Annotated in this window: 18 protein-coding genes and 1 pseudogene; 9 read left to right on the top strand and 10 right to left on the bottom strand. The window is 71.8% G+C overall.

Annotated features, from left to right (window positions below; translation table 11 throughout):
* Positions 1-86: 86 nt before the first annotated feature.
* On the bottom strand, positions 87-1,334 hold the full coding sequence (locus FB563_RS09400; RefSeq protein WP_055709508.1) for a L,D-transpeptidase: 1,248 nt from the start codon (positions 1,332-1,334) through the stop codon (positions 87-89).
* Positions 1,335-1,553: 219 nt separating this feature from the next.
* A complete protein-coding gene (locus FB563_RS09405) occupies positions 1,554-1,898 on the bottom strand; it encodes a hypothetical protein (RefSeq protein ID WP_055709507.1) in 345 nt (114 codons plus the stop codon).
* A gap of 109 nt (positions 1,899-2,007) precedes the next feature.
* Between FB563_RS09405 and FB563_RS09410 the strand changes: the two genes are divergently transcribed.
* Entirely contained in the window at positions 2,008-2,343 is a 336-nt protein-coding gene (locus tag FB563_RS09410; RefSeq protein WP_055709506.1) for an LPXTG cell wall anchor domain-containing protein, read from the top strand.
* Positions 2,344-2,385: 42 nt separating this feature from the next.
* A complete protein-coding gene (locus tag FB563_RS09415; RefSeq protein ID WP_055709505.1) occupies positions 2,386-3,162 on the top strand; it encodes a hypothetical protein in 777 nt (258 codons plus the stop codon).
* Between the two features lie 53 nt (positions 3,163-3,215).
* Here FB563_RS09415 and hutH read toward each other — a convergent pair whose 3' ends face one another.
* The 3 genes from hutH to FB563_RS09430 all read right to left on the bottom strand — a co-directional run bounded on the left by hutH (position 3,216) and on the right by FB563_RS09430 (position 6,968).
* Positions 3,216-4,754 (bottom strand): histidine ammonia-lyase, encoded by a 1,539-nt coding sequence (gene hutH / locus FB563_RS09420; RefSeq protein WP_055709504.1) that lies wholly within the window; start codon positions 4,752-4,754, stop codon positions 3,216-3,218.
* Positions 4,755-4,862: 108 nt separating this feature from the next.
* The gene (locus tag FB563_RS09425; protein WP_055709503.1) at positions 4,863-6,008 is read right to left on the bottom strand and encodes a GGDEF domain-containing protein; all 1,146 of its coding nucleotides are present in this window, start codon (positions 6,006-6,008) and stop codon (positions 4,863-4,865) included.
* A 165-nt stretch (positions 6,009-6,173) separates the two neighbouring features.
* Positions 6,174-6,968, bottom strand: coding sequence for an enoyl-CoA hydratase/isomerase family protein (locus FB563_RS09430; RefSeq protein ID WP_055709502.1), 795 nt, complete (start codon positions 6,966-6,968; stop codon positions 6,174-6,176).
* 210 nt (positions 6,969-7,178) lie between these two features.
* On the opposite strand from FB563_RS09430, the gene FB563_RS09435 reads away from it, so the two are divergent.
* Positions 7,179-7,778: a hypothetical protein gene (locus tag FB563_RS09435; protein ID WP_234358005.1), complete on the top strand. Its 600-nt coding sequence runs from the start codon at positions 7,179-7,181 to the stop codon at positions 7,776-7,778.
* 19 nt (positions 7,779-7,797) lie between these two features.
* Here the strand turns inward: FB563_RS09435 and FB563_RS09440 are convergent, their stop codons facing one another.
* A complete protein-coding gene (locus FB563_RS09440; RefSeq protein ID WP_142218587.1) occupies positions 7,798-8,943 on the bottom strand; it encodes an adenylate/guanylate cyclase domain-containing protein in 1,146 nt (381 codons plus the stop codon).
* A 349-nt stretch (positions 8,944-9,292) separates the two neighbouring features.
* A complete protein-coding gene (locus FB563_RS09445; RefSeq protein ID WP_142218588.1) occupies positions 9,293-10,186 on the bottom strand; it encodes a biotin--[acetyl-CoA-carboxylase] ligase in 894 nt (297 codons plus the stop codon).
* A gap of 111 nt (positions 10,187-10,297) precedes the next feature.
* Here FB563_RS09445 and FB563_RS09450 point away from each other — a divergent pair, with 111 nt between their 5' ends.
* The 4 genes from FB563_RS09450 (at position 10,298) to FB563_RS09460 (ending at position 13,060) form a co-directional block, all read left to right on the top strand.
* The gene (locus FB563_RS09450; protein WP_055707877.1) at positions 10,298-11,899 is read left to right on the top strand and encodes an acyl-CoA carboxylase subunit beta; all 1,602 of its coding nucleotides are present in this window, start codon (positions 10,298-10,300) and stop codon (positions 11,897-11,899) included.
* Between the two features lie 11 nt (positions 11,900-11,910).
* Positions 11,911-12,120 carry an acyl-CoA carboxylase epsilon subunit gene (locus FB563_RS09455; protein WP_079048919.1) on the top strand — a complete coding sequence of 70 codons (210 nt, stop codon included), beginning with the start codon at positions 11,911-11,913 and terminating at the stop codon, positions 12,118-12,120.
* 137 nt (positions 12,121-12,257) lie between these two features.
* Positions 12,258-12,386 carry a morphogenic membrane protein MmpB gene (gene mmpB, locus FB563_RS44890; RefSeq protein ID WP_267888658.1) on the top strand — a complete coding sequence of 43 codons (129 nt, stop codon included), beginning with the start codon at positions 12,258-12,260 and terminating at the stop codon, positions 12,384-12,386.
* A 56-nt stretch (positions 12,387-12,442) separates the two neighbouring features.
* A complete protein-coding gene (locus tag FB563_RS09460) occupies positions 12,443-13,060 on the top strand; it encodes a Maf family protein (RefSeq protein WP_079048920.1) in 618 nt (205 codons plus the stop codon).
* Between the two features lie 168 nt (positions 13,061-13,228).
* On the opposite strand, the pseudogene FB563_RS09465 reads toward FB563_RS09460, so the two are convergent.
* Positions 13,229-13,619, bottom strand: a pseudogene (locus FB563_RS09465) (hypothetical protein); the annotation flags it as partial.
* A 365-nt stretch (positions 13,620-13,984) separates the two neighbouring features.
* Between FB563_RS09465 and FB563_RS09470 the strand changes: the two are divergent.
* On the top strand, positions 13,985-15,757 hold the full coding sequence (locus FB563_RS09470) for an acetyl/propionyl/methylcrotonyl-CoA carboxylase subunit alpha (RefSeq protein WP_055707879.1): 1,773 nt from the start codon (positions 13,985-13,987) through the stop codon (positions 15,755-15,757).
* Between the two features lie 92 nt (positions 15,758-15,849).
* Here FB563_RS09470 and FB563_RS09475 read toward each other — a convergent pair whose 3' ends face one another.
* Together FB563_RS09475 and FB563_RS09480 are read right to left on the bottom strand one after the other, a co-directional pair.
* Entirely contained in the window at positions 15,850-16,785 is a 936-nt protein-coding gene (locus tag FB563_RS09475) for a DeoR/GlpR family DNA-binding transcription regulator (RefSeq protein WP_079048921.1), read from the bottom strand.
* 166 nt (positions 16,786-16,951) lie between these two features.
* The gene (locus tag FB563_RS09480; RefSeq protein ID WP_055707881.1) at positions 16,952-18,400 is read right to left on the bottom strand and encodes an NAD(P)H-quinone dehydrogenase; all 1,449 of its coding nucleotides are present in this window, start codon (positions 18,398-18,400) and stop codon (positions 16,952-16,954) included.
* Between the two features lie 95 nt (positions 18,401-18,495).
* On the opposite strand from FB563_RS09480, the gene FB563_RS09485 reads away from it, so the two are divergent.
* Positions 18,496-18,933 (top strand): gamma-glutamylcyclotransferase family protein, encoded by a 438-nt coding sequence (locus FB563_RS09485; protein WP_055707882.1) that lies wholly within the window; start codon positions 18,496-18,498, stop codon positions 18,931-18,933.
* The last annotated feature ends 36 nt before the right edge of the window (positions 18,934-18,969 follow it).

Below are 18,969 nucleotides of genomic sequence, written 5' to 3' on the forward strand. Positions count from 1 at the left end.
CGCGAAGGTGAAGGAGAAGGCCGGCCAGGCCCGGAAACACCGGTGCCGCCCACTGGGGGCGGCACCGGGTGGCTGTGGACGGGCCGTCAGACGGCCGAGCCGGCCTTCCACTGGGCCCAGTCCATGTTCCAGCCGTTGAGGCCGTTGTCCGGGGCGACGGTCTTGTCGCCGGTGTTCTGGACGACGACCACGTCACCGATCAGGGAGTGGCTGTAGAACCAGGCGGCCGGGGTGTTCGGGTCGCCGGCGCCCTTGGCGTCCTGCAGGCCGACACAGCCGTGGCTGGTGTTGACGTTGCCGAAGACGGACGGCGCACCCCAGTAGTTGCCGTGGATGAAGGTGCCGGAGGTGGTCAGGCGCATGGCGTGCGGCACGTCCTTGATGTCGTACTCGCCCTTGCCGTCGGAGTCCTTGAAGCCGACGGTCGCGCCGTTCATGCGGGTCTGCTTGAACTTCTCCGAGATCACCATCTGCCCCTGGTAGGTGGTGTGGCCGGGGGCCCCGGCGGAGATCGGGATGGTCTTGACGACCTTGCCGTCCTCCGTGACCTTCATCTGCTTGGTCTTCGCGTCGACGTAGGAGACCTGGTTGCGGCCGATGTGGAAGGTGACCGTCTTCTGCTGCACGCCGGTGATGCCGGGCGCGCCCTGGACGCCGTCGAGGGCGAGCTTCAGGGTGACGGTGGAGCCTTCCTTCCAGTACTGCTCCGGGCGGCAGTCCATGCGGTTGGCGTTGAACCAGTGGCAGGCGACCTCCTGGCCGCTGGTGGAGGTGACCGTGACGCCCTTCTGCACGGCCGCCTTGTTGGTGATCGCCTTGTCGAAGTTGATCGAGACCGGCATGCCGACGCCGACCGTGGAGCCGTCCTCCGGGGTGTAGGTGCCGATGAAGCTGTTGGCCGGGGAGACGGTGGTGAAGGTCGCGTTCTCGTTGGCTATGCGGCCCTGGGAGTCCTTGGCCTCCGCGGCGACCTTGTAGGTGGTGGAGCGCTGCAGCTGGACGGTGGGCTTCCAGCTCGTCCGGTCGGCGGAGAGCTGACCGGCGACGGCCTTGCCGTCCTGGGTGGTCATCGTGACGCCGGTGAGGGTACCCTTGCTGACGGTGACTGCGGCGGAGTTGTTGATCGAGGCGTTGTCGGTGCCGTCCTTCGGCGTGATCGTGATCTGCGCCTGCGAGGACTTCTTCGCCGCCGCCGCGTCGGCCTGGGCCTGTGAGGATTCGCCCTTGTCGGACGCCTTGGCGTTGCCGCCGCCGGAACAGCCCGTGAGGGCCAGGACACCACCGAGCAGAGCGGACGCGGCCATCAGGCCCTTGCGCCGCTTACTGTCCGTCATCACACGCTTCTCCATCGTTGCCGAGTCGCCAAAAACCCCGAGAGCCCCCGTAGAAACCGTCAACGCTACGGCCGTGCCGTCCCGTTCCACATCCTGAGGATCTGTGGGGCACACCACGTCCACGGTGCGCGGGTGTTGCGGGAGTCGGTCCGTGCGCCCCCCAGGACGACGAAACCCCGGACGGCGGTTGCCGTCCGGGGTCAGGGTGCCCCGGGACGCTCAGCCGATGCCGTCCTCTTCTTCGTCGTCCGCTCCATCTTCCTCATCCAGGTCCCAGTCCGGCGAGTCCGGGTCGTAGTCGATCCGCTCACTCGACCAGGACGCCTGCTGGAGTTCCACCCCGGGCACCTCGCTGACCAGGTCGAACGGGTCCACGAGATACGCCAGGGCCTCCGCGGTGTCTTCCGTCACAGCACCCTCGGCCTGGGCCCGCTCCGCCTCCGGCAGCTCCGGATCGGCGGCGAGCCGGCGCAGCGCGGCCTTGCTCACCTCGTCCTCGTCCTGCACCTCGAGGACGATCTCCACTCGAAGCCGTACATAACGTGATGTCTCTTCAGCGTTCATGGCGCGAGCGTACGACCGAAACCTCCCGTGACTTTCCTGTGACCCGCGACTTTCACTAACATCGCTCCCCACGGCCAATTCGCCAGCCTCACAAGGGGATCGATATTCCGTGTCATCCGCTCGCCGTCCGCTGCTGACCGCCACCGCCGCGGGCACTCTGCTGTGCGCGCTGTGGTTCGTCCCGTCCGCGAACGCGTCGCAGGACTCCCAGGCGGACACCACGGCGAGAGCGAGCGCGGAAGCCTCTGCCACGCACCTGACCGAGCAGGCCAGGGCCGTGTCGCAGGCGACCGCCGAGACCGCGCAGGAGGCGGCGGACGGCACCGAACTCGCCGACACCGGAAGCATCGACACCACGCCGTACGTCGTCGGCGGCACCCTCTTCCTCGGCGTGGGCGCCGGCTTCGTGGTCTATTCGGTGCGCCGCGAACGCATGGGGTTTTAATTCCCCTTGACGATCCTTTGACGGGCCGCACATAGTTCGGCCATGAAGAGATCATCGGGCGTACGGCTGTGCGCCGCCGCGGTTCTGGGTGCACTGTCGTTCGCCCTTGTCACGGGCTGTTCCGGCGGGGGTTCGGGCGGGGACGCGAAGGACTCCGGTACGGCCGCGAAGGCGCTGAGCGCCACGGAGTTGAAGAAGCTGATCGTCGCCCAGGGTGAGGTGCCCGGCTACAAGGTGGCACCGGTTCCCGCCACCCGCGCCGAGCCGATCACGACCGCCAGCGATCTGTGCCGGCCGCTGGCCCGCGTGATGAGCGGGCTCCCGCCGGTCGAGGCGGCGGCGCAGACCGACCGGCTGGCCACGGAGAACCAGGTGAAGGACCCCACGGACAAGGCGACTTCCATGAAGGACCTGGCCGACGGGAAGTTCGAGGAAGCGATCCACAAGTCCCTGGACCGGGACGTCACCACGGTCACCCTGGCCTCGTACGACGGGGCCGGCGCCGAGAAGGCGCTCGCCACGGTCCGCACCGCCGTGCAGGGCTGTGCGAGCGGCTTCCCCGCCGCACAGTCGGGCACGAGGACGAAGTTCACCAAGGTCGCCGAGGAGAAGGCCACGGCCACCGGGGACGGGTTGGTGGCGTTCACCGCGACCATGGACACCGGCGACGGGGACCCGGCGCCCGTCCACGCCGAGGTGGTCCGGACCGGGACCACCCTGTCGGTCTACTTCACGTCGAACCTGGGCGCGATGATGGACAAGAAGGCGTACGCGGTGTCACCGGAGGTCGTCAAGGCCCAGCAGGCGAAGCTGAAGTGACGTGACGACAGGGGCCCCGCACACGGCGGGGCCCCTCTTGTCCTGCCGGGACGTTACTGCAGCGGGCCGGTGACGGCCTCCACCGCGGCGACGAGGTGTCCGCCGCGCACGAACGCGTCGGCGGCGGCCAGGTCGGGCGCCAGGAACCGGTCCGGGCCCGGACCCTGCACCCCGGCGGCACGCACGGCCTCGATCACGGCCTGCGAGGCGGGCGCCGGGGCGAGGCCCTCACGCAGCTCGATGGCGCGGGTGGCCGCGTACAGCTCGATCGCGATGATCCGGGTGAGGTTGCCGACGGCGGTGCGCAGCTTGCGCGCGGCCGACCAGCCCATGGACACGTGGTCCTCCTGCATGGCGGAGGACGGGATGGAGTCCGCGGAGGCGGGTACGGCGAGCCGCTTCAGCTCGCTGACCAGCGCGGCCTGCGTGTACTGGGCGATCATCAGCCCGGAGTCGACCCCCGCGTCGTCGGCGAGGAACGGCGGCAGCCCGTGGCTGCGGTTCTTGTCCAGCAGCCGGTCGGTGCGGCGCTCGGCGATGGAGCCGAGGTCGGCCGCCGCGATGGCGAGGAAGTCCAGGACGTAGGCGACGGGCGCGCCGTGGAAGTTGCCGTTGGACTCCACGCGGCCGTCGGGCAGCACGACCGGGTTGTCGACGGCGGAGGCCAGCTCCCGCTCGGCGACCAGCCGGGCGTGCGCCATGGTGTCGCGCCCGGCGCCGGCGACCTGCGGGGCGCAGCGCACGGAGTAGGCGTCCTGGACGCGGGGGGCGTCGTCCTGGTGGTGCCCGGTGAGCTGCGAACCCTTCAGCACGGCCAGCATGTTGGCGGCGGAGGCACCCTGCCCCGGGTGCGGGCGGATCGCGTGCAGCTCGGGCGCCAGCACCTTGTCGGTGCCGAGCAGCGCCTCCAGGCTCAACGCGGCGGTCACATCGGCGGACTTGTACAGGGTGTCGAGGTCGGCGAGGGCCATGACCAGCATGCCGAGCATGCCGTCGGTGCCGTTGAGGAGGGCCAGGCCCTCCTTCTCGCGCAGTTCGACCGGCTTGATGCCGTGCGCGGCGAGCAGCTCACCGGCGGGGCGGACGGTGCCGTCGGGGCCCTCCGCGTCGCCCTCTCCCATGAGGGTCAGGGCGCAGTGGGAGAGCGGGGCCAGGTCGCCGGAGCAGCCGAGGGAGCCGTACTCGTGCACGACCGGGGTGATCCCGGCGTTGAGCACATCGGCCATGGTCTGCGCGACCTCGGGCCGCACGCCGGTGTGTCCGGAGCAGACGGTCTTCAGCCGCAGGAACATCAGCGCCCGTACGACCTCGCGCTCGACCCGCGGGCCCATGCCGGCGGCGTGCGAGCGGACGATGTTGCGCTGCAGCTGGGCGCGCAGTTCCTGGCTGATGTGCCGGGTCGCCAGGGCGCCGAAGCCGGTCGAGACGCCGTAGACCGGGTCCGGCTTGGCCGCCAGCGCGTCCACGATCTCGCGGGCCGCCGCGAGGGCCGTCACCGCCTCGGCCGACAACTCGACGCGGGCACCGCCGCGCGCCACGGCGAGCACGTCGGACGCCGTGACACCCGACGTCCCCACCACCACAGTGTGCATATCCATATTCAGGAGCGTACGCATTGAATGCCACGCTGTCACTAGTGGAGTACGGGAGCGACCCTTACCGGTCCGTGTGGGCTTCGCCTCACCCCGGGGAACCCCGCCCTACGGCCGGCGCCCCCGGAACCGGCGCCGCTCGGCGGGCGCCACGTGCGGCGGCTCGTCGGCCAGCCGTACGACCGGATCCTCCGGCCCCTCCCGGCCCGCCACCACCGGCCGGTCCGCCCGCAGGGCCTTGGCCCGGTACTGGGCGGCGTCGGCCAGCCGGAACAGCCGCCGCGCGTCACGCACCTCCCCGACCGGATCCTCGGTCGAGGCGACCCCGCAGGCCACGCCCTCCCCCAGCTCCAACTCCCCTGCCCTGCGGCACAGTTCGTCGGCCGCCTTGACGACCTCGTCGGCGGCCGGCCCGACGGCCAGCAGACAGAACTCGTCCCCGCCGAGCCGCGCGACCAGCGCGCCCGGCACCATGGCACCGCACAGCGACAGCACCGAGCCGAACCGCTCCAGCAGCCGGTCCCCGACGGCATGCCCCAGGGTGTCGTTGACCCGCTTGAGCCCGTTGAGATCGCAGACGACGAGACTGACGACGACGCCCTCCGTACGGTGCCGCTCGACCGCCTCCTCCAGGCGTACGTCCACGGCCCGCCGGTTGGCGAGTCCGGTGAGGGCGTCGGTGTACGCGAGCCGGCGGGCCTCCTCCAGCCGCTCGGTCTGCGCGAGCCCGGCGGCGGCGACGGCGGCCAGCACGGTGGCGAAGTCGGCGTCGGCCCGGCCGAACACGGGGTCACCGACGGCACGGGCGACGTACAACTCGCCCCATGCCCTGCCGTGCAGCAGGACCGGAGCGACGACACAACAGCCGCGCCCCCGGCGGCGCAGGGCGGCGACGCGCTGATGGAAATAGCCAGGGGTTCCGGCGGCGGTGCCCTCGGCGGTCTCCACCCACGCGTTCGGCCCGCCCCCGCCGGCCCACCGCTCGTGCAGGAACTCGGTGATCTCCGGGAACTGGTGCACCGGATAGGCCTCGGACTCGGGGAACTCCTCCTCGTCCGGGCGCCGGTCGCCCACGTTCACGAGGACCCGCAGCCGGCCCAGTTCGCGCTCCCACACCGACAGCGCGGCGAAGCTGCCGTCCAGCGCCCGGCAGGCGCCGAGCGCGGCGGCCTGCCACGAGTCCCGCGGGGTGTGCGCCGCCGCCATCCCCTGCGCCAGCGCCACGACCGCGGCCAGCCGCCTATCCTCGCCCATTACTCCAGGTTAGGGATGATTTGCCGGTTGCGGGACATTGATGCGGCGATCAGGGGGGAGTGCGCGGCCGACAGCTCGGGACCGCGGGCCGTCGCCGGGTGCGGTTCCGTCGCGGCCGGTCGCGCCCACGCGGCGGAGCCGCACATCGACACAGTCCCGCGCCCCCTACTCCCCCGGCCACTCCGGCTTGCGCTTCTCGTTGAAGGCCGCCACTCCCTCCGCGCGGTCGCCCGAGAAGGCCACCGAACGCCATGCGGCGTCCTCCACCTCCAGGCCCGCCCGGAGATCGAGCCCATGCCCCAGCCGAAGTGCGCGCTTGGCGGCGCGGAGGCCGACCGGGGAGTTGCCGGCGATGGCGGCGGCCAGGGCCAGCGCCTCCTCGCGGTCGCGGCCCTCGTCCACGAGCCGGTCGACGAGCCCCAGCCCGGCCGCCTCCGCCGCCTCCACCCGCCGCGCGGAGAAGATCAGCTCGGCCGCCCGCGCCGCCCCGACCCGCCGGGGCAGCAGCTGGGTACCGCCACCGCCCGGGATCACGCCCACGGACACCTCCGGCAGCCCGACCACCGCCGTACGGTCGGCCACGATCAGGTCGCAGGACAGGGCGAGTTCGAAACCCCCGCCCAGCGCGAAACCGTGCACCGCCGCGATCGTCGGCATCGGCAGCTCCAGCACCCCGGTGTACGCGCCGCGCGTCACCGGCCGCTGCCGCAGCAGATCCGGGTCGCTGAAGGAGTTGCGCTCCTTCAGGTCCGCGCCGACGCAGAACGCCCGCTCGTGGGACGAGGTCAGCACCACCACGCGCGCGTCCCGGTCGGCGGCCAGCGCCGCGCACGCGGCGGAGAGGGAGCGGGCCATCTCCGTCGAGACGGCGTTCATGGCCTTGGGCCGGTCCATGACCAGCTCCGCGACATGCCCGTGCCGCCGCACCAGCACGAACTCCCCGAACCGCTCCTCGCTCATGACACCCTCCGGCTCACGTGTTAACGCGGGTTAACGCACCGCTCGGACCGATCATCGCAGCCGAACCCGATCCCGGGAAAGTCCAGGGGGCTACGCCCGTTCGAGTGACATCCCGGCCGTCTCACCCCACATCGCCCACAGGAACGCATAGCGTGCGTCCGCCACGGCCCGCCCGGGGCGCGGCCGGGAGGGGAACCGGGGAGGGGAACCATGGCACCGATACCTGAAGAGGCCCGTACGGAAGACGGGGAAGAAGGGCCCGTACGGCGTGGGCGGCACCGCAAACCGCGCCCGCGCAAGGTGCTGCTCGCCGCCGGCGGTCTCGCCCTGGCGGCGGGCGTGCTCAGCCTGGTCCGTGTCTCGTCGGAGTCGGGGGTCGGCGCCCCGGGCACGGCGGAGGCCGAGCCCCGCTCCGGCGCGGGCGGCGGCGCCACGGACCACGCGGCGGACACCGCTGCCTCGGTCACCGCCGGCCCGACCGCGCTGCCCTCGGCGACCTCCGTCATGGGCGGCAGAAGCCTCGCGCCGACACCCACGGCCACACCCACCGGCCCGGCCTCGCCCAGCGCATCGGCAGAGACCACCGCCGTACCGACCGCGCCCGGCCTGCCGACCACCGCGGTCTCCACCCCGGGCAGCGCACCCCTGCCCTCGGGGACGACGTCCGCCCCGGACCCGGCCCCGACGACCGGCCGCCCGGCCCCGACCACCCCGACGCCCACCCACAGCACCACGGACCCGGGCCCGGGCGGGCTGTGCGTACCCGTGCTGGGCCTGTGCGTGAACACCACCCGCGGCACCGACCGCTAGCGAAGCGCCCGGAGAAGCGTCACGGCTGACTGTCGCGGCGGGCCAGCAACCAGGGCTCGACCACGCCGAGTCCGCGCACCGGGCGCTGCCACATCGGCTGGAGCGCGAAGCGGTACTTCGGCGGCTCCTCGCCCTCCTTCTCGGCGGCCGCCGCGGCCTCGGCCGCCTCCGCCTCGGAAGCGGGCGCCTCACCGGTGCGGATCAGCTCCTCGGCGAAGGCGCTGTCCACCAGCACGGCGTCCCGGGGGGCTATCGACGTCAGCCGGGAGGCCAGGTTCACCGTCGTACCGAACACATCACCCATACGAGTGGTGACCGTGCCGAACGCCATGCCGACCCGCAGCTCCGGCATCGTCTCGTCGTTCGACAGCGTCTCCACCAGCCGCAGCGCGATGTCCGCAGCCGTACCCGCGTCGTCCGCCGCGTACAGCACCTCGTCACCGAGGGTCTTGATGAGCCGGCCACCACGCGCCGCCACCAGATCCGCCGCGGTGGTCTCGAAGGCCTCGACCAGTTCCCCGAGCTCCTCCTCCTCCATCCGGCGGGTCAGCCGGGTGAACCCGACCAGATCGGCGAAGCCGACGGCGAGCCGCCGGTCCACCATCTCCTCGTCGTCCGCCGACTGCACGACCCGCCCGGCCGAGGCGGCGAGCTGGCGCCGCCACACATAGACCAGGAACTCCTCCAGCTCGGGCAGGAGCAGCTCGACGATCGGGTACGTCACCTCGGTGCGGGTCATCCCGGGCTCGGGCGGCTCGGTCAGGCCCTCCAGGAAGGAATCCATCTGCCACTCGGCCAAACGGGCGGTGGTCTGCCCGGTGGACCGGGCCACCTGCACCGCCATGGCCTCGCTGAGCAGCCCCGCCTCCACCAGACCCGCGAGCCGGCGCAGAGCCAGCACATCGGCCTCCGTCAGCGCCTTGGCCTGTCCGATGTCCGCGAAACCCATGGCCCGCCAGAACCGGGACGCCAGCTCCATGGAGACACCGGCGCTGCGGGCCGCCTGGAACGGCGTGTAACGGCGCTCGGCGCCCAGGATGAGCTGTTCGAGGCGCAGGGCCAGCGGGTCCTCGCCGGGACCGGCGGCATGGGCGTCCCCCCGCTCCTGGGGAGGGTCCACCCGGCCGTCCGCGTCCGCGCCGGAGCCCGTGTCGTCGACGGTCACGCCTGCTGCCCTTCCGATCTGCCGCGGTCAGGTATCGACCGGCCTCAACTCTACGGCAGGTGTGCGCCAGCTCACTCCGTTGGGTTCGGCCGCGGGTTCCCTTCCCGGTGCCGGGTGCGCGTGCGGGTGCCGCTGCCGGCCACCCCGGGGGCTGCCGCCCCCAGACCCCCGCATCGGGGCAGGTCCGGAGGCGCCCCCGCCGTCGCCGGCCGCGCGTCCGTCGTGGCCGGTCGCGCAGTTCCCCTCGCCCCCTACGGGGCGCTGCAGTGCAGGCGCGCTCGAAAGCACCGGCACCCCGCAAGCGCGGGCAAGCGACCCAACCCCCGCCCCGCACCGGCGCAGGGCACCGTCACGCAGGCCGCAGGTGCACGATGTCCCCCGCCCCCACCGGCTCCTGCACGCCGGCCTCCGTCGCGATGACGAGACGCCCGTCCCCGTCGACCGCCACCGCCTCGCCCACGATCGAACGCTCCCCCGGCAACTCGGCCCGCACGGTGCGCCCCAGCGTCGCGCACCCCGCCGCGTACGCCTCCTGGAGCCCGCTCACCGACGGATCACCCCCGGCCGAGCGCCACCGCCCGTACCAGTCCTCCAGCGCCCGCAGCACCGCCCGCAGCAGCGGATCCCGGTCCGTGCTCACCGCACCCGCCAGCGCCAGCGACCCCGCCTGCGGCACCGGCAGCTCCTCCGCCCGCAGCGTGACGTTGATGCCGACGCCGATGACCACACCGTCCGCACCGGCCCGCTCGGCGAGGATGCCCCCCGCCTTGCGCTCCTCTCCGCTCACGGTCACCAGCACGTCGTTCGGCCACTTCAGGGCCGTGTCCACGCCCGCCGCCCGGGCCAGCCCGGTCGCCACGGCGACACCCGTGAGCAGCGGCAGCCAGCCCCACCGGGCCACAGGCACCTCGGCGGGCCGCAGGTACACGGAGAAGAACAGGCCCGAGCGCGCCGGCGCCGTCCACCGGCGGTCCAGCCGCCCCTTGCCCGCGGTCTGCTCCTCCGCGACCAGCACCGCGCCCTCACCGGCCTGCCCCGCGGCGACCCGGGCGACCAGGTCCGAGTTGGTGGAGCCGGTGCGCTGCACCACGTCCACCGCGCTGTACAGGCTCCCCTCCCGGACCAGCCCGCGGCGCAGCGCCACGGTGTTCAGGGGCGGACGGTCCAGATCGGACCAGCGGCCGTCACCGGGACCACGGCTGTCATCGGAACGGCTGTCATCTGATGCATTGTGCGGCGTCATGCAAGTCACCCTAGGTGTGGGAAACGCCGCACTGCCGACACCCAGGCCCAGCACTACTCTACGGATGAGTAACCGTCCCCCCTTTTGAGCAGGCAGGGAGCCGCGATCCCGATGTCCGAGCCGGAAGAGCGCCACGAGATCGACATCCACACGACCGCGGGCAAGCTCGCGGATCTGCAGCGCCGTATCCATGAGGCGACGCACGCCGGCTCGGAGCGCGCCGTCGAAAAGCAGCACGCGAAGGGCAAGCTGACGGCCCGTGAGCGGATCGAGCTCCTCCTCGACGAGGGTTCCTTCGTCGAGCTGGACGAGTTCGCCCGCCACCGTTCCACGAACTTCGGCCTGGAGAAGAACCGCCCCTACGGCGACGGCGTGGTCACCGGCTACGGAACCGTGGACGGCCGGCCGGTCGCCGTGTTCTCCCAGGACTTCACCGTCTTCGGCGGCGCCCTCGGCGAGGTCTACGGCCAGAAGATCGTCAAGGTCATGGACTTCGCGCTGAAGACCGGCTGCCCGGTCATCGGCATCAACGACTCCGGCGGCGCCCGCATCCAGGAAGGTGTGGCCTCGCTCGGCGCGTACGGCGAGATCTTCCGCCGCAACACCCATGCCTCGGGTGTGATCCCGCAGATCAGCCTGGTCGTCGGCCCCTGCGCGGGCGGCGCGGTCTACTCCCCGGCCATCACCGACTTCACGGTCATGGTCGACCAGACCTCGCACATGTTCATCACCGGCCCGGACGTCATCAAGACCGTCACCGGCGAGGACGTCGGCTTCGAGGAACTGGGCGGCGCCCGCACCCACAACGCGACCTCCGGTGTCGCCCACCACATGGCCGGCGACGAGAAGGACGCCATCGAGTACGTCAAGCAGCTGCTGTCGTACCTGCCGTCCAACAACCTCTCCGAGCCCCCGGCCTTCCCCGAGGAGGCCGACCTCACGGTCAACGACGAGGACCGCGAGCTGGACACCCTGGTCCCGGACAGCGCGAACCAGCCGTACGACATCCGCACGGTGGTCGAACACGTCCTGGACGACGCCGAGTTCTTCGAGACGCAGGCCCTGTTCGCGCCGAACATGGTCACCGGGTTCGGCCGGGTCGAGGGCCACCCGGTCGGTGTCGTCGCCAACCAGCCGATGCAGTTCGCCGGCTGCCTGGACATCGACGCCTCCGAGAAGGCCGCCCGCTTCGTGCGCACCTGCGACGCCTTCAACGTCCCGGTGCTGACCTTCGTGGACGTCCCCGGCTTCCTGCCGGGCGTCGACCAGGAGCACACCGGCATCATCCGGCGCGGCGCCAAGCTGATCTACGCGTACGCCGAGGCCACCGTCCCGCTCATCACGGTCATCACCCGCAAGGCCTTCGGCGGCGCCTACGACGTCATGGGCTCCAAGCACCTGGGCGCCGACCTCAACCTGGCCTGGCCGACCGCCCAGATCGCCGTCATGGGCGCCCAGGGCGCGGTCAACATCCTGCACCGCCGCACCATCGCCGAGGCGGAGTCCGCCGGACAGGGTGAGGCCACCCGGGCCCGGCTGATCCAGGAGTACGAGGACACCCTCCTCAACCCCTACATCGCGGCCGAGCGCGGCTACATCGACGCCGTGATCATGCCGTCCGACACCCGCGCCCACATCGTCCGCGGCCTGCGTCAGCTGCGCACCAAGCGGGAATCCCTGCCTCCGAAGAAGCACGGCAACATCCCCCTGTAAAGGAGCCCGCTGTGACGATCAGAGTCGTACGGGGCAACCCGACCCCGGAGGAGCTGGCCGCCGCCCTGGCGGTGGTCCGCGCCCGCGCCGCGGCGGCAGCGGCAGCGCCGCCCGGCGCTCAGGGCCCGAGGGACGCGTGGTCCGACCCGAGCAGGATCGCCTCGGCCCGGCTTCCCCAGCCTGGGCCGGCGTCATGGACCCGCACCTACTGGCCAGGCTGAGGGGTATCACCCTCAGGGGCGCGAGGCTGTACCGCTGTGCGGCTCCGCCGCGTGGGCGCACAGGGGAGCGAACACGGGCGCCAACTTGAGTACGTCTACTCAGGCGCCCTCCACGGCCGAGGCCGCACGCTGGTGGCGTGCTGTGGTCAGACCCCGAAGACGAGCCGCCGGAGGACATGCGCGAAGCGCATGACATGCTCCGGCGGCTCGGCTTCCTCATGGCCCTGGCCATGATCCTGGCGATGCTGGTCATCGGCCTGAGATGACTCGGCCTGCGATGACTCGGCCTGAGCAAGCGCGGCGCCGCCGCTACCCTGACCGCATGACTGCCAAGCCACGCCGCCGCTTGATCCTCGCCTCCCAGTCCCCCGCCCGCCTGGGCCTGCTGAAGCAGGCCGGCCTCTCACCGGAGGTGATCGTGAGCGGCGTCGACGAGGACGCCGTCACCGCCCCCACCCCGGCGGAGCTGGCACTCGCCCTGGCCGAGGCGAAGGCCTCGGTCGTGGCGGCGAAGCCGGAGGTGCAGGGCGCCCTGGTGATCGGCTGCGACTCGGTGCTGGAGCTGGACGGGCAGGCCCTCGGCAAGCCCGCCGACGCCGAGGAGGCGACCGCCCGCTGGAAGGCGATGCGCGGGCGCGCCGGGACCCTCCAGACGGGGCACTGCATCTGGGACACGACCGCCAAGCGGTACGTGTCCGGGACCGCCTCCACCGTCGTCCGCTTCGGCGAACCGACCGACGAGGAGATCGCCGCGTACGTCGCCTCGGGCGAGCCCCTCTACGTCGCCGGCGCGTTCACCCTGGACGGCCTGTCGGCGCCGTTCATCGAGGGCATCGACGGCGACCACGGCAACGTGATCGGCATCAGCCTGCCCCTGGTGCGCAAGCTGCTGGCCGAACTGGGCGTCGGGATCACGGAGTTGTGGTCACCGGCCGAGTGACCTGGGCGGGCACGGCGTCCTGCGGCTCGTCGTCCCCGTCCTGGGGTTCGTCCGTACGGGGGGCCGGTACGGCCGCCGCATCCGGGGCCGTGGCCGGTTCGGGCCCGGCCTCGGCCTTCGGGTCACCGCCCTGCCCCGCGCCGCCGGGCCCGGCCGGCTCCGGCCCGCCGTCACGGTCGTACGTCACCAGCAGCAGGACGATGAGGCCGAGGACCACCACCATGAACAGGAACGCGCTCACGCCGACCGGGCCCCACGTGAAGGCGCCCAGCAGGCCGTGGACGACCGCCGCGCTGATCAGCAGGATCCGGCCGAAGCCCGCGGGGGCGCGGTCGCGCACGGCGACCAGGACGGCGACCAGCGCGCACAGCGCGAAGTAGAGGCCGAAGACGACGCCGCCGATCTTCGAGGACATCGACATCACGTGCGGATCGAGGCCGGCCAGCGACATCTTCTGCCGGTCGACGACCACTCCGAGGAACCAGTTCAGCGCCGCGATGAAGAACGCCTCCGCCAGGAGGACGATCGCCACGACCCATGCCACCGGTCTGCGCACCACCGGTCCCCACCCACTCTCGAGCCAGCGTCTTGTTACTGCAGGTACGTTCGAGTCGTCATGAACGCTACTAACGGGTAAACCGTGGGACAAGGGTTCGCGCGGCAGCAAAGAATCATTGGGCCATTCGTAGGGACTCGACAAAGAAACAGAGTGGGCCGCGGCACGCTCTCACAGAGACCTTGACCACATGACCGGGCTAGGGTTTTCCGGAGGACCCCTGCGTACAACCGGTGCGACACGGGTTTTCGCCGGTCGAGCGAGCCTCGAATCACGCTCCGTGTGGGCAAGCTCACCATTGGGGATGGGTCGAAGTGCCGTGTCGGCAGTCCCTAAACTCGGCTTGTTTCAAGGAGGGAGCCTCAATCGTGCGCAAGGTGCTCATCGCCAACCGTGGCGAAATCGCTGTCCGCGTGGCCCGGGCCTGCCGGGACGCCGGGATCGCGAGCGTGGCCGTCTACGCCGACCCGGACCGGGACGCTCTGCATGTCCGCGCCGCGGATGAGGCGTTCGCCCTGGGCGGTGACACCCCGGCCACCAGTTACCTGGTCATCGACAAGATCCTGAACGCCGCGCGCGAGTCCGGTGCGGACGCCGTCCATCCGGGCTACGGCTTCCTGTCGGAGAACGCCGACTTCGCGCAGGCGGTCCTGGACGCGGGCCTGATCTGGATCGGCCCGCCCCCGCAGGCCATCCGCGACCTGGGTGACAAGGTCGCAGCGCGGCACATCGCCCAGCGTGCCGGCGCCCCCCTCGTGGCCGGCACCCCCGACCCGGTCTCCGGCGCCGAGGAGGTCGTCGCCTTCGCCGAGCAGCACGGTCTGCCCATCGCGATCAAGGCGGCCTTCGGTGGCGGCGGCCGCGGCCTGAAGGTCGCCCGGACCCTCGAAGAGGTCCCCGAGCTGTACGACTCGGCGGTCCGCGAGGCGGTCGCCGCCTTCGGCCGCGGCGAGTGCTTCGTCGAGCGCTACCTGGACCGCCCGCGCCACGTGGAGACCCAGTGCCTGGCGGACAAGCACGGCAACGTGGTCGTCGTCTCCACCCGTGACTGCTCGCTGCAGCGCCGCCACCAGAAGCTCGTGGAGGAGGCCCCCGCGCCCTTCCTGTCCGACGAGCAGGTCGCCGAGCTGTACCGCGCCTCCAAGGCCATCCTGAAGGAGGCCGGCTACGAGGGCGCCGGCACCTGCGAGTTCCTGGTCGGCCAGGACGGCACGATCTCCTTCCTGGAGGTCAACACCCGCCTCCAGGTCGAGCACCCGGTCACCGAGGAGGTCGCCGGAATCGACCTGGTGCGCGAGATGTTCCGCATCGCCGACGGCGAGGAGCTCGGCTACGACGACCCGGCGCTGCGCGGCCACTCCTTCGAGTTCCGCATCAACGGCGAGGACCCCGGCCGCAACTTCCTGCCGGCCCCGGGTACGGTCACCAGGTTCGACGCGCCGTCCGGCCCCGGTGTCCGCCTGGACGCGGGCGTGGAGTCCGGCAGCGTGATCGGCCCGGCGTGGGACTCCCTGCTGGCCAAGCTGATCGTGACGGGCCGTACCCGCAAGGAGGCCCTGGAGCGCGCCGCCCGCGCCCTGGACGAGTTCCAGGTGGAGGGCATGGCCACGGCGATCCCCTTCCACCGCGCGGTGGTCAGGGACCCGGCGTTCGCCCCCGAACTCACCGGCTCCGCCGACCCGTTCACGGTCCACACCCGCTGGATCGAGACCGAGTTCGTCAACGAGATCAAGCCGTTCGCCGCCCCCGCCGACGTCGAGGCGGAGGAGGAGACGGGCCGCGAGACGGTCGTCGTCGAGGTCGGCGGCAAGCGCCTGGAGGTCTCCCTCCCGTCCTCCCTCGGCATGTCCCTGGCCCGCACCGGCCTCGCGGCCGGCGCCAAGCCCAAGCGCCGCGCGGCCAAGAAGTCCGGCCCCGCCGCCTCCGGTGACACCCTCGCCTCCCCGATGCAGGGCACGATCGTCAAGGTCGCGGTCGAGGAGGGCCAGGAGGTCAAGGAGGGCGACCTGGTCGTCGTCCTGGAGGCCATGAAGATGGAACAGCCCCTCAACGCCCACAAGGCGGGCACCATCAAGGGCCTCAGCGCGGAGGTCGGCGCGTCCGTCACCTCCGGCGCGGCGATCTGCGAGATCAAGGACTGAACAGCCGTCGTACGACGGTGAGTCGGCCCCCGGTACCCGCCGGGGGCCGACCCGTTTCCGGGTTCCGGGTTTGCGGCGCGGACGCCCGCCGGCTAACGCCGCCGCAGATCGGCGACGCGCCCCCGCTCGGCCCCCGCCGGCTGGTCCCCCAGCACTCCACGCAAACCACCTCCGGGGACGCCGCGCCTGGGCCCCGGCAGGGACGCGCGCCGCGCCGGGGCCTGCTCACCCCCCGGAGGGGCTCCGCTCGCCCCGGCCACGGCGATCTGCACCCCTTGGTCGGCAAGGGCCTGCAACTCGGTGGCCGCACGGTCGTCGTGAGGCGGGGGCTCGTCGGTGACGAGCCGCGTGATGAGGTCGGTCGGCACGGTCTGGAACATGGTGTCCGTGCCGAGCTTGGTGTGGTCCGCGAGGACCACGACCTCCGCGGCGGCCTGGACGAGGGCCCGGTCGACGGACGCCGAGAGCATGTTGGAGGTGGACAGCCCGCGCTCGGCCGTCAGACCGCTGCCCGACAGGAAGGCCTTGGACACCCGCAGCCCCTGCAGGGACTGCTCGGCACCGGAGCCCACGAGGGCGTAGTTGGAGCCGCGCAGGGTGCCGCCGGTCATCACGACCTCCACCCGGTTGGCATGGGCCAACGCCTGGGCGACCAGCAGGGAGTTGGTGACCACCGTCAGGCCGGGCACCCGTGCGAGCCGGCGGGCCAGCTCCTGCGTGGTGGTACCCGCGCCGACCACGATGGCCTCGCCCTCTTCGACGAGGCCCGCCGCGAGGTCGGCGATGGCCGTCTTCTCGGCGGTCGCGAGATGGGACTTCTGCGGGAAGCCCGACTCGCGGGTGAAACCGCCCGGCAGTACCGCACCGCCGTGCCGGCGGTCGAGGAGTCCTTCTGCCTCCAGTGCCCGCACGTCCCGCCGTACGGTCACTTCGGAGGTCTGGACGACGCGGGCGAGCTCACGGAGCGACACGGCTCCGTTCGCTCGCACCATTTCGAGGATCAATTGGCGACGTTCAGCAGCGAACACGAAACTGACAGTAACCCCAGCGACCGTCTGGTTTCAGCAGTTTGCGCCGAATAACAGAAGTTGTTCGCATGGCAGGGCGGGAAGTGGTATAGGACCTAGTCGCCCCGCCTATGCCGTACGCACACGCGGCAACTCCCCGTGACCAGCGGGAAGTCGGATCCGGCCGTCAGGCCTCCGCGCCCGCCTTGCGGGTGTGCAGCTGCCGGGCCACCTCCGCGATCGACCCCGAAAGGGAGGGGTACACCGTGAACGCGTTCGCGATCTGTTCGACCGTCAGATTGTTGTCGACGGCGATCGAGATGGGGTGGATCAGTTCCGAGGCGCGCGGTGCCACGACCACACCGCCGACGACGATGCCCGTGCCCGGCCGGCAGAAGATCTTCACGAAGCCGTCCCGGATGCCCTGCATCTTGGCGCGCGGGTTCCGCAGGAGGGGGAGCTTGACGACCCTCGCGTCGATCTTGCCCGCGTCCACGTCCGCCTGCGAGTAGCCGACGGTCGCGATCTCGGGGTCGGTGAAGACGTTCGAGGAGACGGTCTTCAGGTTCAGCGGGGCCACCGCGTCGCCGAGGAAGTGGTACATGGCGATACGTCCCTGCATGGCGGCGACGGAGGCCAGGGCGAAGACCCCGGTCACGTCACCGGCCGCGTACACGCCGGGAGCGGTCGTCCTGGACACCTTGTCGGTCCAGATGTGCCCGGAGTCGCGCAGCTTGACGCCCGCCTCCTCCAGGCCGAGCCCGGCGCTGTTCGGAATGGCGCCGACGGCCATGAGGCAGTGGCTGCCGCCGATGACCCGGCCGTCGGCCAGCGTCACCTCGACCCGGTCGCCGACGCGCTTGGCGGACTGCGCGCGGGAGCGGGCCATGACGTTCATGCCCCGGCGACGGAAGACGTCCTCCAGCACGGCGGCGGCGTCCGGGTCCTCGCCGGGCAGCACGCGGTCCCGGGAGGAGACGAGCGTGACCTTCGAGCCCAGGGCCTGGTAGGCGCCTGCGAACTCGGCACCCGTCACACCGGACCCGACCACGATCAGCTCTTCCGGCAGCTCGGTGAGGTCGTAGACCTGGGTCCAGTTCAGGATGCGCTCGCCGTCGGGCTGGGCGTCGGGCAGCTCGCGCGGGTGACCGCCGGTGGCGATGAGGACGGCGTCGGCGGTGAGGGTCTCCTCGGAGCCGTCGGCGGCGGTGACGACGACCTTCCGGGACCCGTCGAGGCCCTGCATGCCCTCCAGCCGGCCGCGTCCGCGCATGACCCGGGCGCCGGCCCGCGTGACGGAGGCGGTGATGTCGTGGGACTGCGCGAGAGCCAGCCGCTTCACCCGGCGGTTGACCTTCCCCAGGTCCACCCCGACCACCCGGGCCGCCTGCTCCAGCGGCGGGGTGTCGTCGGCGACGATGATGCCGAGCTCTTCGTACGACGAGTCGAAGGTGGTCATCACCTCGGCCGTGGCGATGAGCGTCTTCGACGGCACGCAGTCGGTCAGCACCGACGCTCCGCCCAGACCGTCGCAGTCGACGACGGTCACCTCCGCACCGAGCTGGGCGGCCACCAGGGCCGCTTCGTATCCGCCGGGTCCGCCACCGATGATCACGATCCGAGTCACGTACCCCATTGTCCCGCACGCTTCAAGGTGCTACTGCCCGGGGGCGCACGCGAGTGTCATACGGGGCGCGAGTGACGGGACTTTCCCTGCCGTACGCTCTCCCCATGTCGCTCTATGCCGCGTACGCCGGCAACCTCGACGCGCGCCTGATGTCCTTCCGCGCCCCGCACTCCCCGCTGCGCGCCACGGGCTGGCTGAACGGCTGGCGGCTGACGTTCGGCGGCGAGCACCTGGACTTCGAGGGGGCGCTGGCGACGATCGTCGAGGACCCGCTGGCACAGGTCTTCGTCGGCCTGTACGACATCGCACCCCTGGACGAGGAGTCCCTCGACCGGTGGGAGGGCGTGGGCGACGGCCTCTACCGCCGGGTACGCGTACGCGTGCACACCCTGGACGGCGAGGAGGCCGCGTGGACGTACGTCCTCAACGGCTACGAGGGCGGCCTGCCCTCCGCCCGCTACCTGGGCGAGATCGCGGACGCGGCGGAGTCGGCCGGGGCGCCCCACGACTATGTGATGGAGCTGCGGAAACGCCCCTGCTGAGCGGGCGCCGACTCTAGAATTGGCTGCACCGACGCA

The organism is Streptomyces puniciscabiei (assembly GCF_006715785.1).
GTDB lineage: Bacteria > Actinomycetota > Actinomycetes > Streptomycetales > Streptomycetaceae > Streptomyces > Streptomyces puniciscabiei.

Coding starts and splice junctions, on each gene's coding strand:
- FB563_RS09400 (WP_055709508.1), bottom strand. CDS start 1,334: ATGACGGACAGTAAGCGGCGCAAGGGCCTGATGGCCGCGTCCGCTCTG.
- FB563_RS09405 (WP_055709507.1), bottom strand. CDS start 1,898: ATGAACGCTGAAGAGACATCACGTTATGTACGGCTTCGAGTGGAGATC.
- FB563_RS09415 (WP_055709505.1), top strand. CDS start 2,386: ATGAAGAGATCATCGGGCGTACGGCTGTGCGCCGCCGCGGTTCTGGGT.
- hutH (WP_055709504.1), bottom strand. CDS start 4,754: ATGCACACTGTGGTGGTGGGGACGTCGGGTGTCACGGCGTCCGACGTG.
- FB563_RS09425 (WP_055709503.1), bottom strand. CDS start 6,008: ATGGGCGAGGATAGGCGGCTGGCCGCGGTCGTGGCGCTGGCGCAGGGG.
- FB563_RS09430 (WP_055709502.1), bottom strand. CDS start 6,968: ATGAGCGAGGAGCGGTTCGGGGAGTTCGTGCTGGTGCGGCGGCACGGG.
- FB563_RS09435 (WP_234358005.1), top strand. CDS start 7,179: ATGGCACCGATACCTGAAGAGGCCCGTACGGAAGACGGGGAAGAAGGG.
- FB563_RS09445 (WP_142218588.1), bottom strand. CDS start 10,186: ATGACGCCGCACAATGCATCAGATGACAGCCGTTCCGATGACAGCCGT.
- FB563_RS09450 (WP_055707877.1), top strand. CDS start 10,298: ATGTCCGAGCCGGAAGAGCGCCACGAGATCGACATCCACACGACCGCG.
- FB563_RS09460 (WP_079048920.1), top strand. CDS start 12,443: ATGACTGCCAAGCCACGCCGCCGCTTGATCCTCGCCTCCCAGTCCCCC.
- FB563_RS09480 (WP_055707881.1), bottom strand. CDS start 18,400: ATGGGGTACGTGACTCGGATCGTGATCATCGGTGGCGGACCCGGCGGA.
- FB563_RS09485 (WP_055707882.1), top strand. CDS start 18,496: ATGTCGCTCTATGCCGCGTACGCCGGCAACCTCGACGCGCGCCTGATG.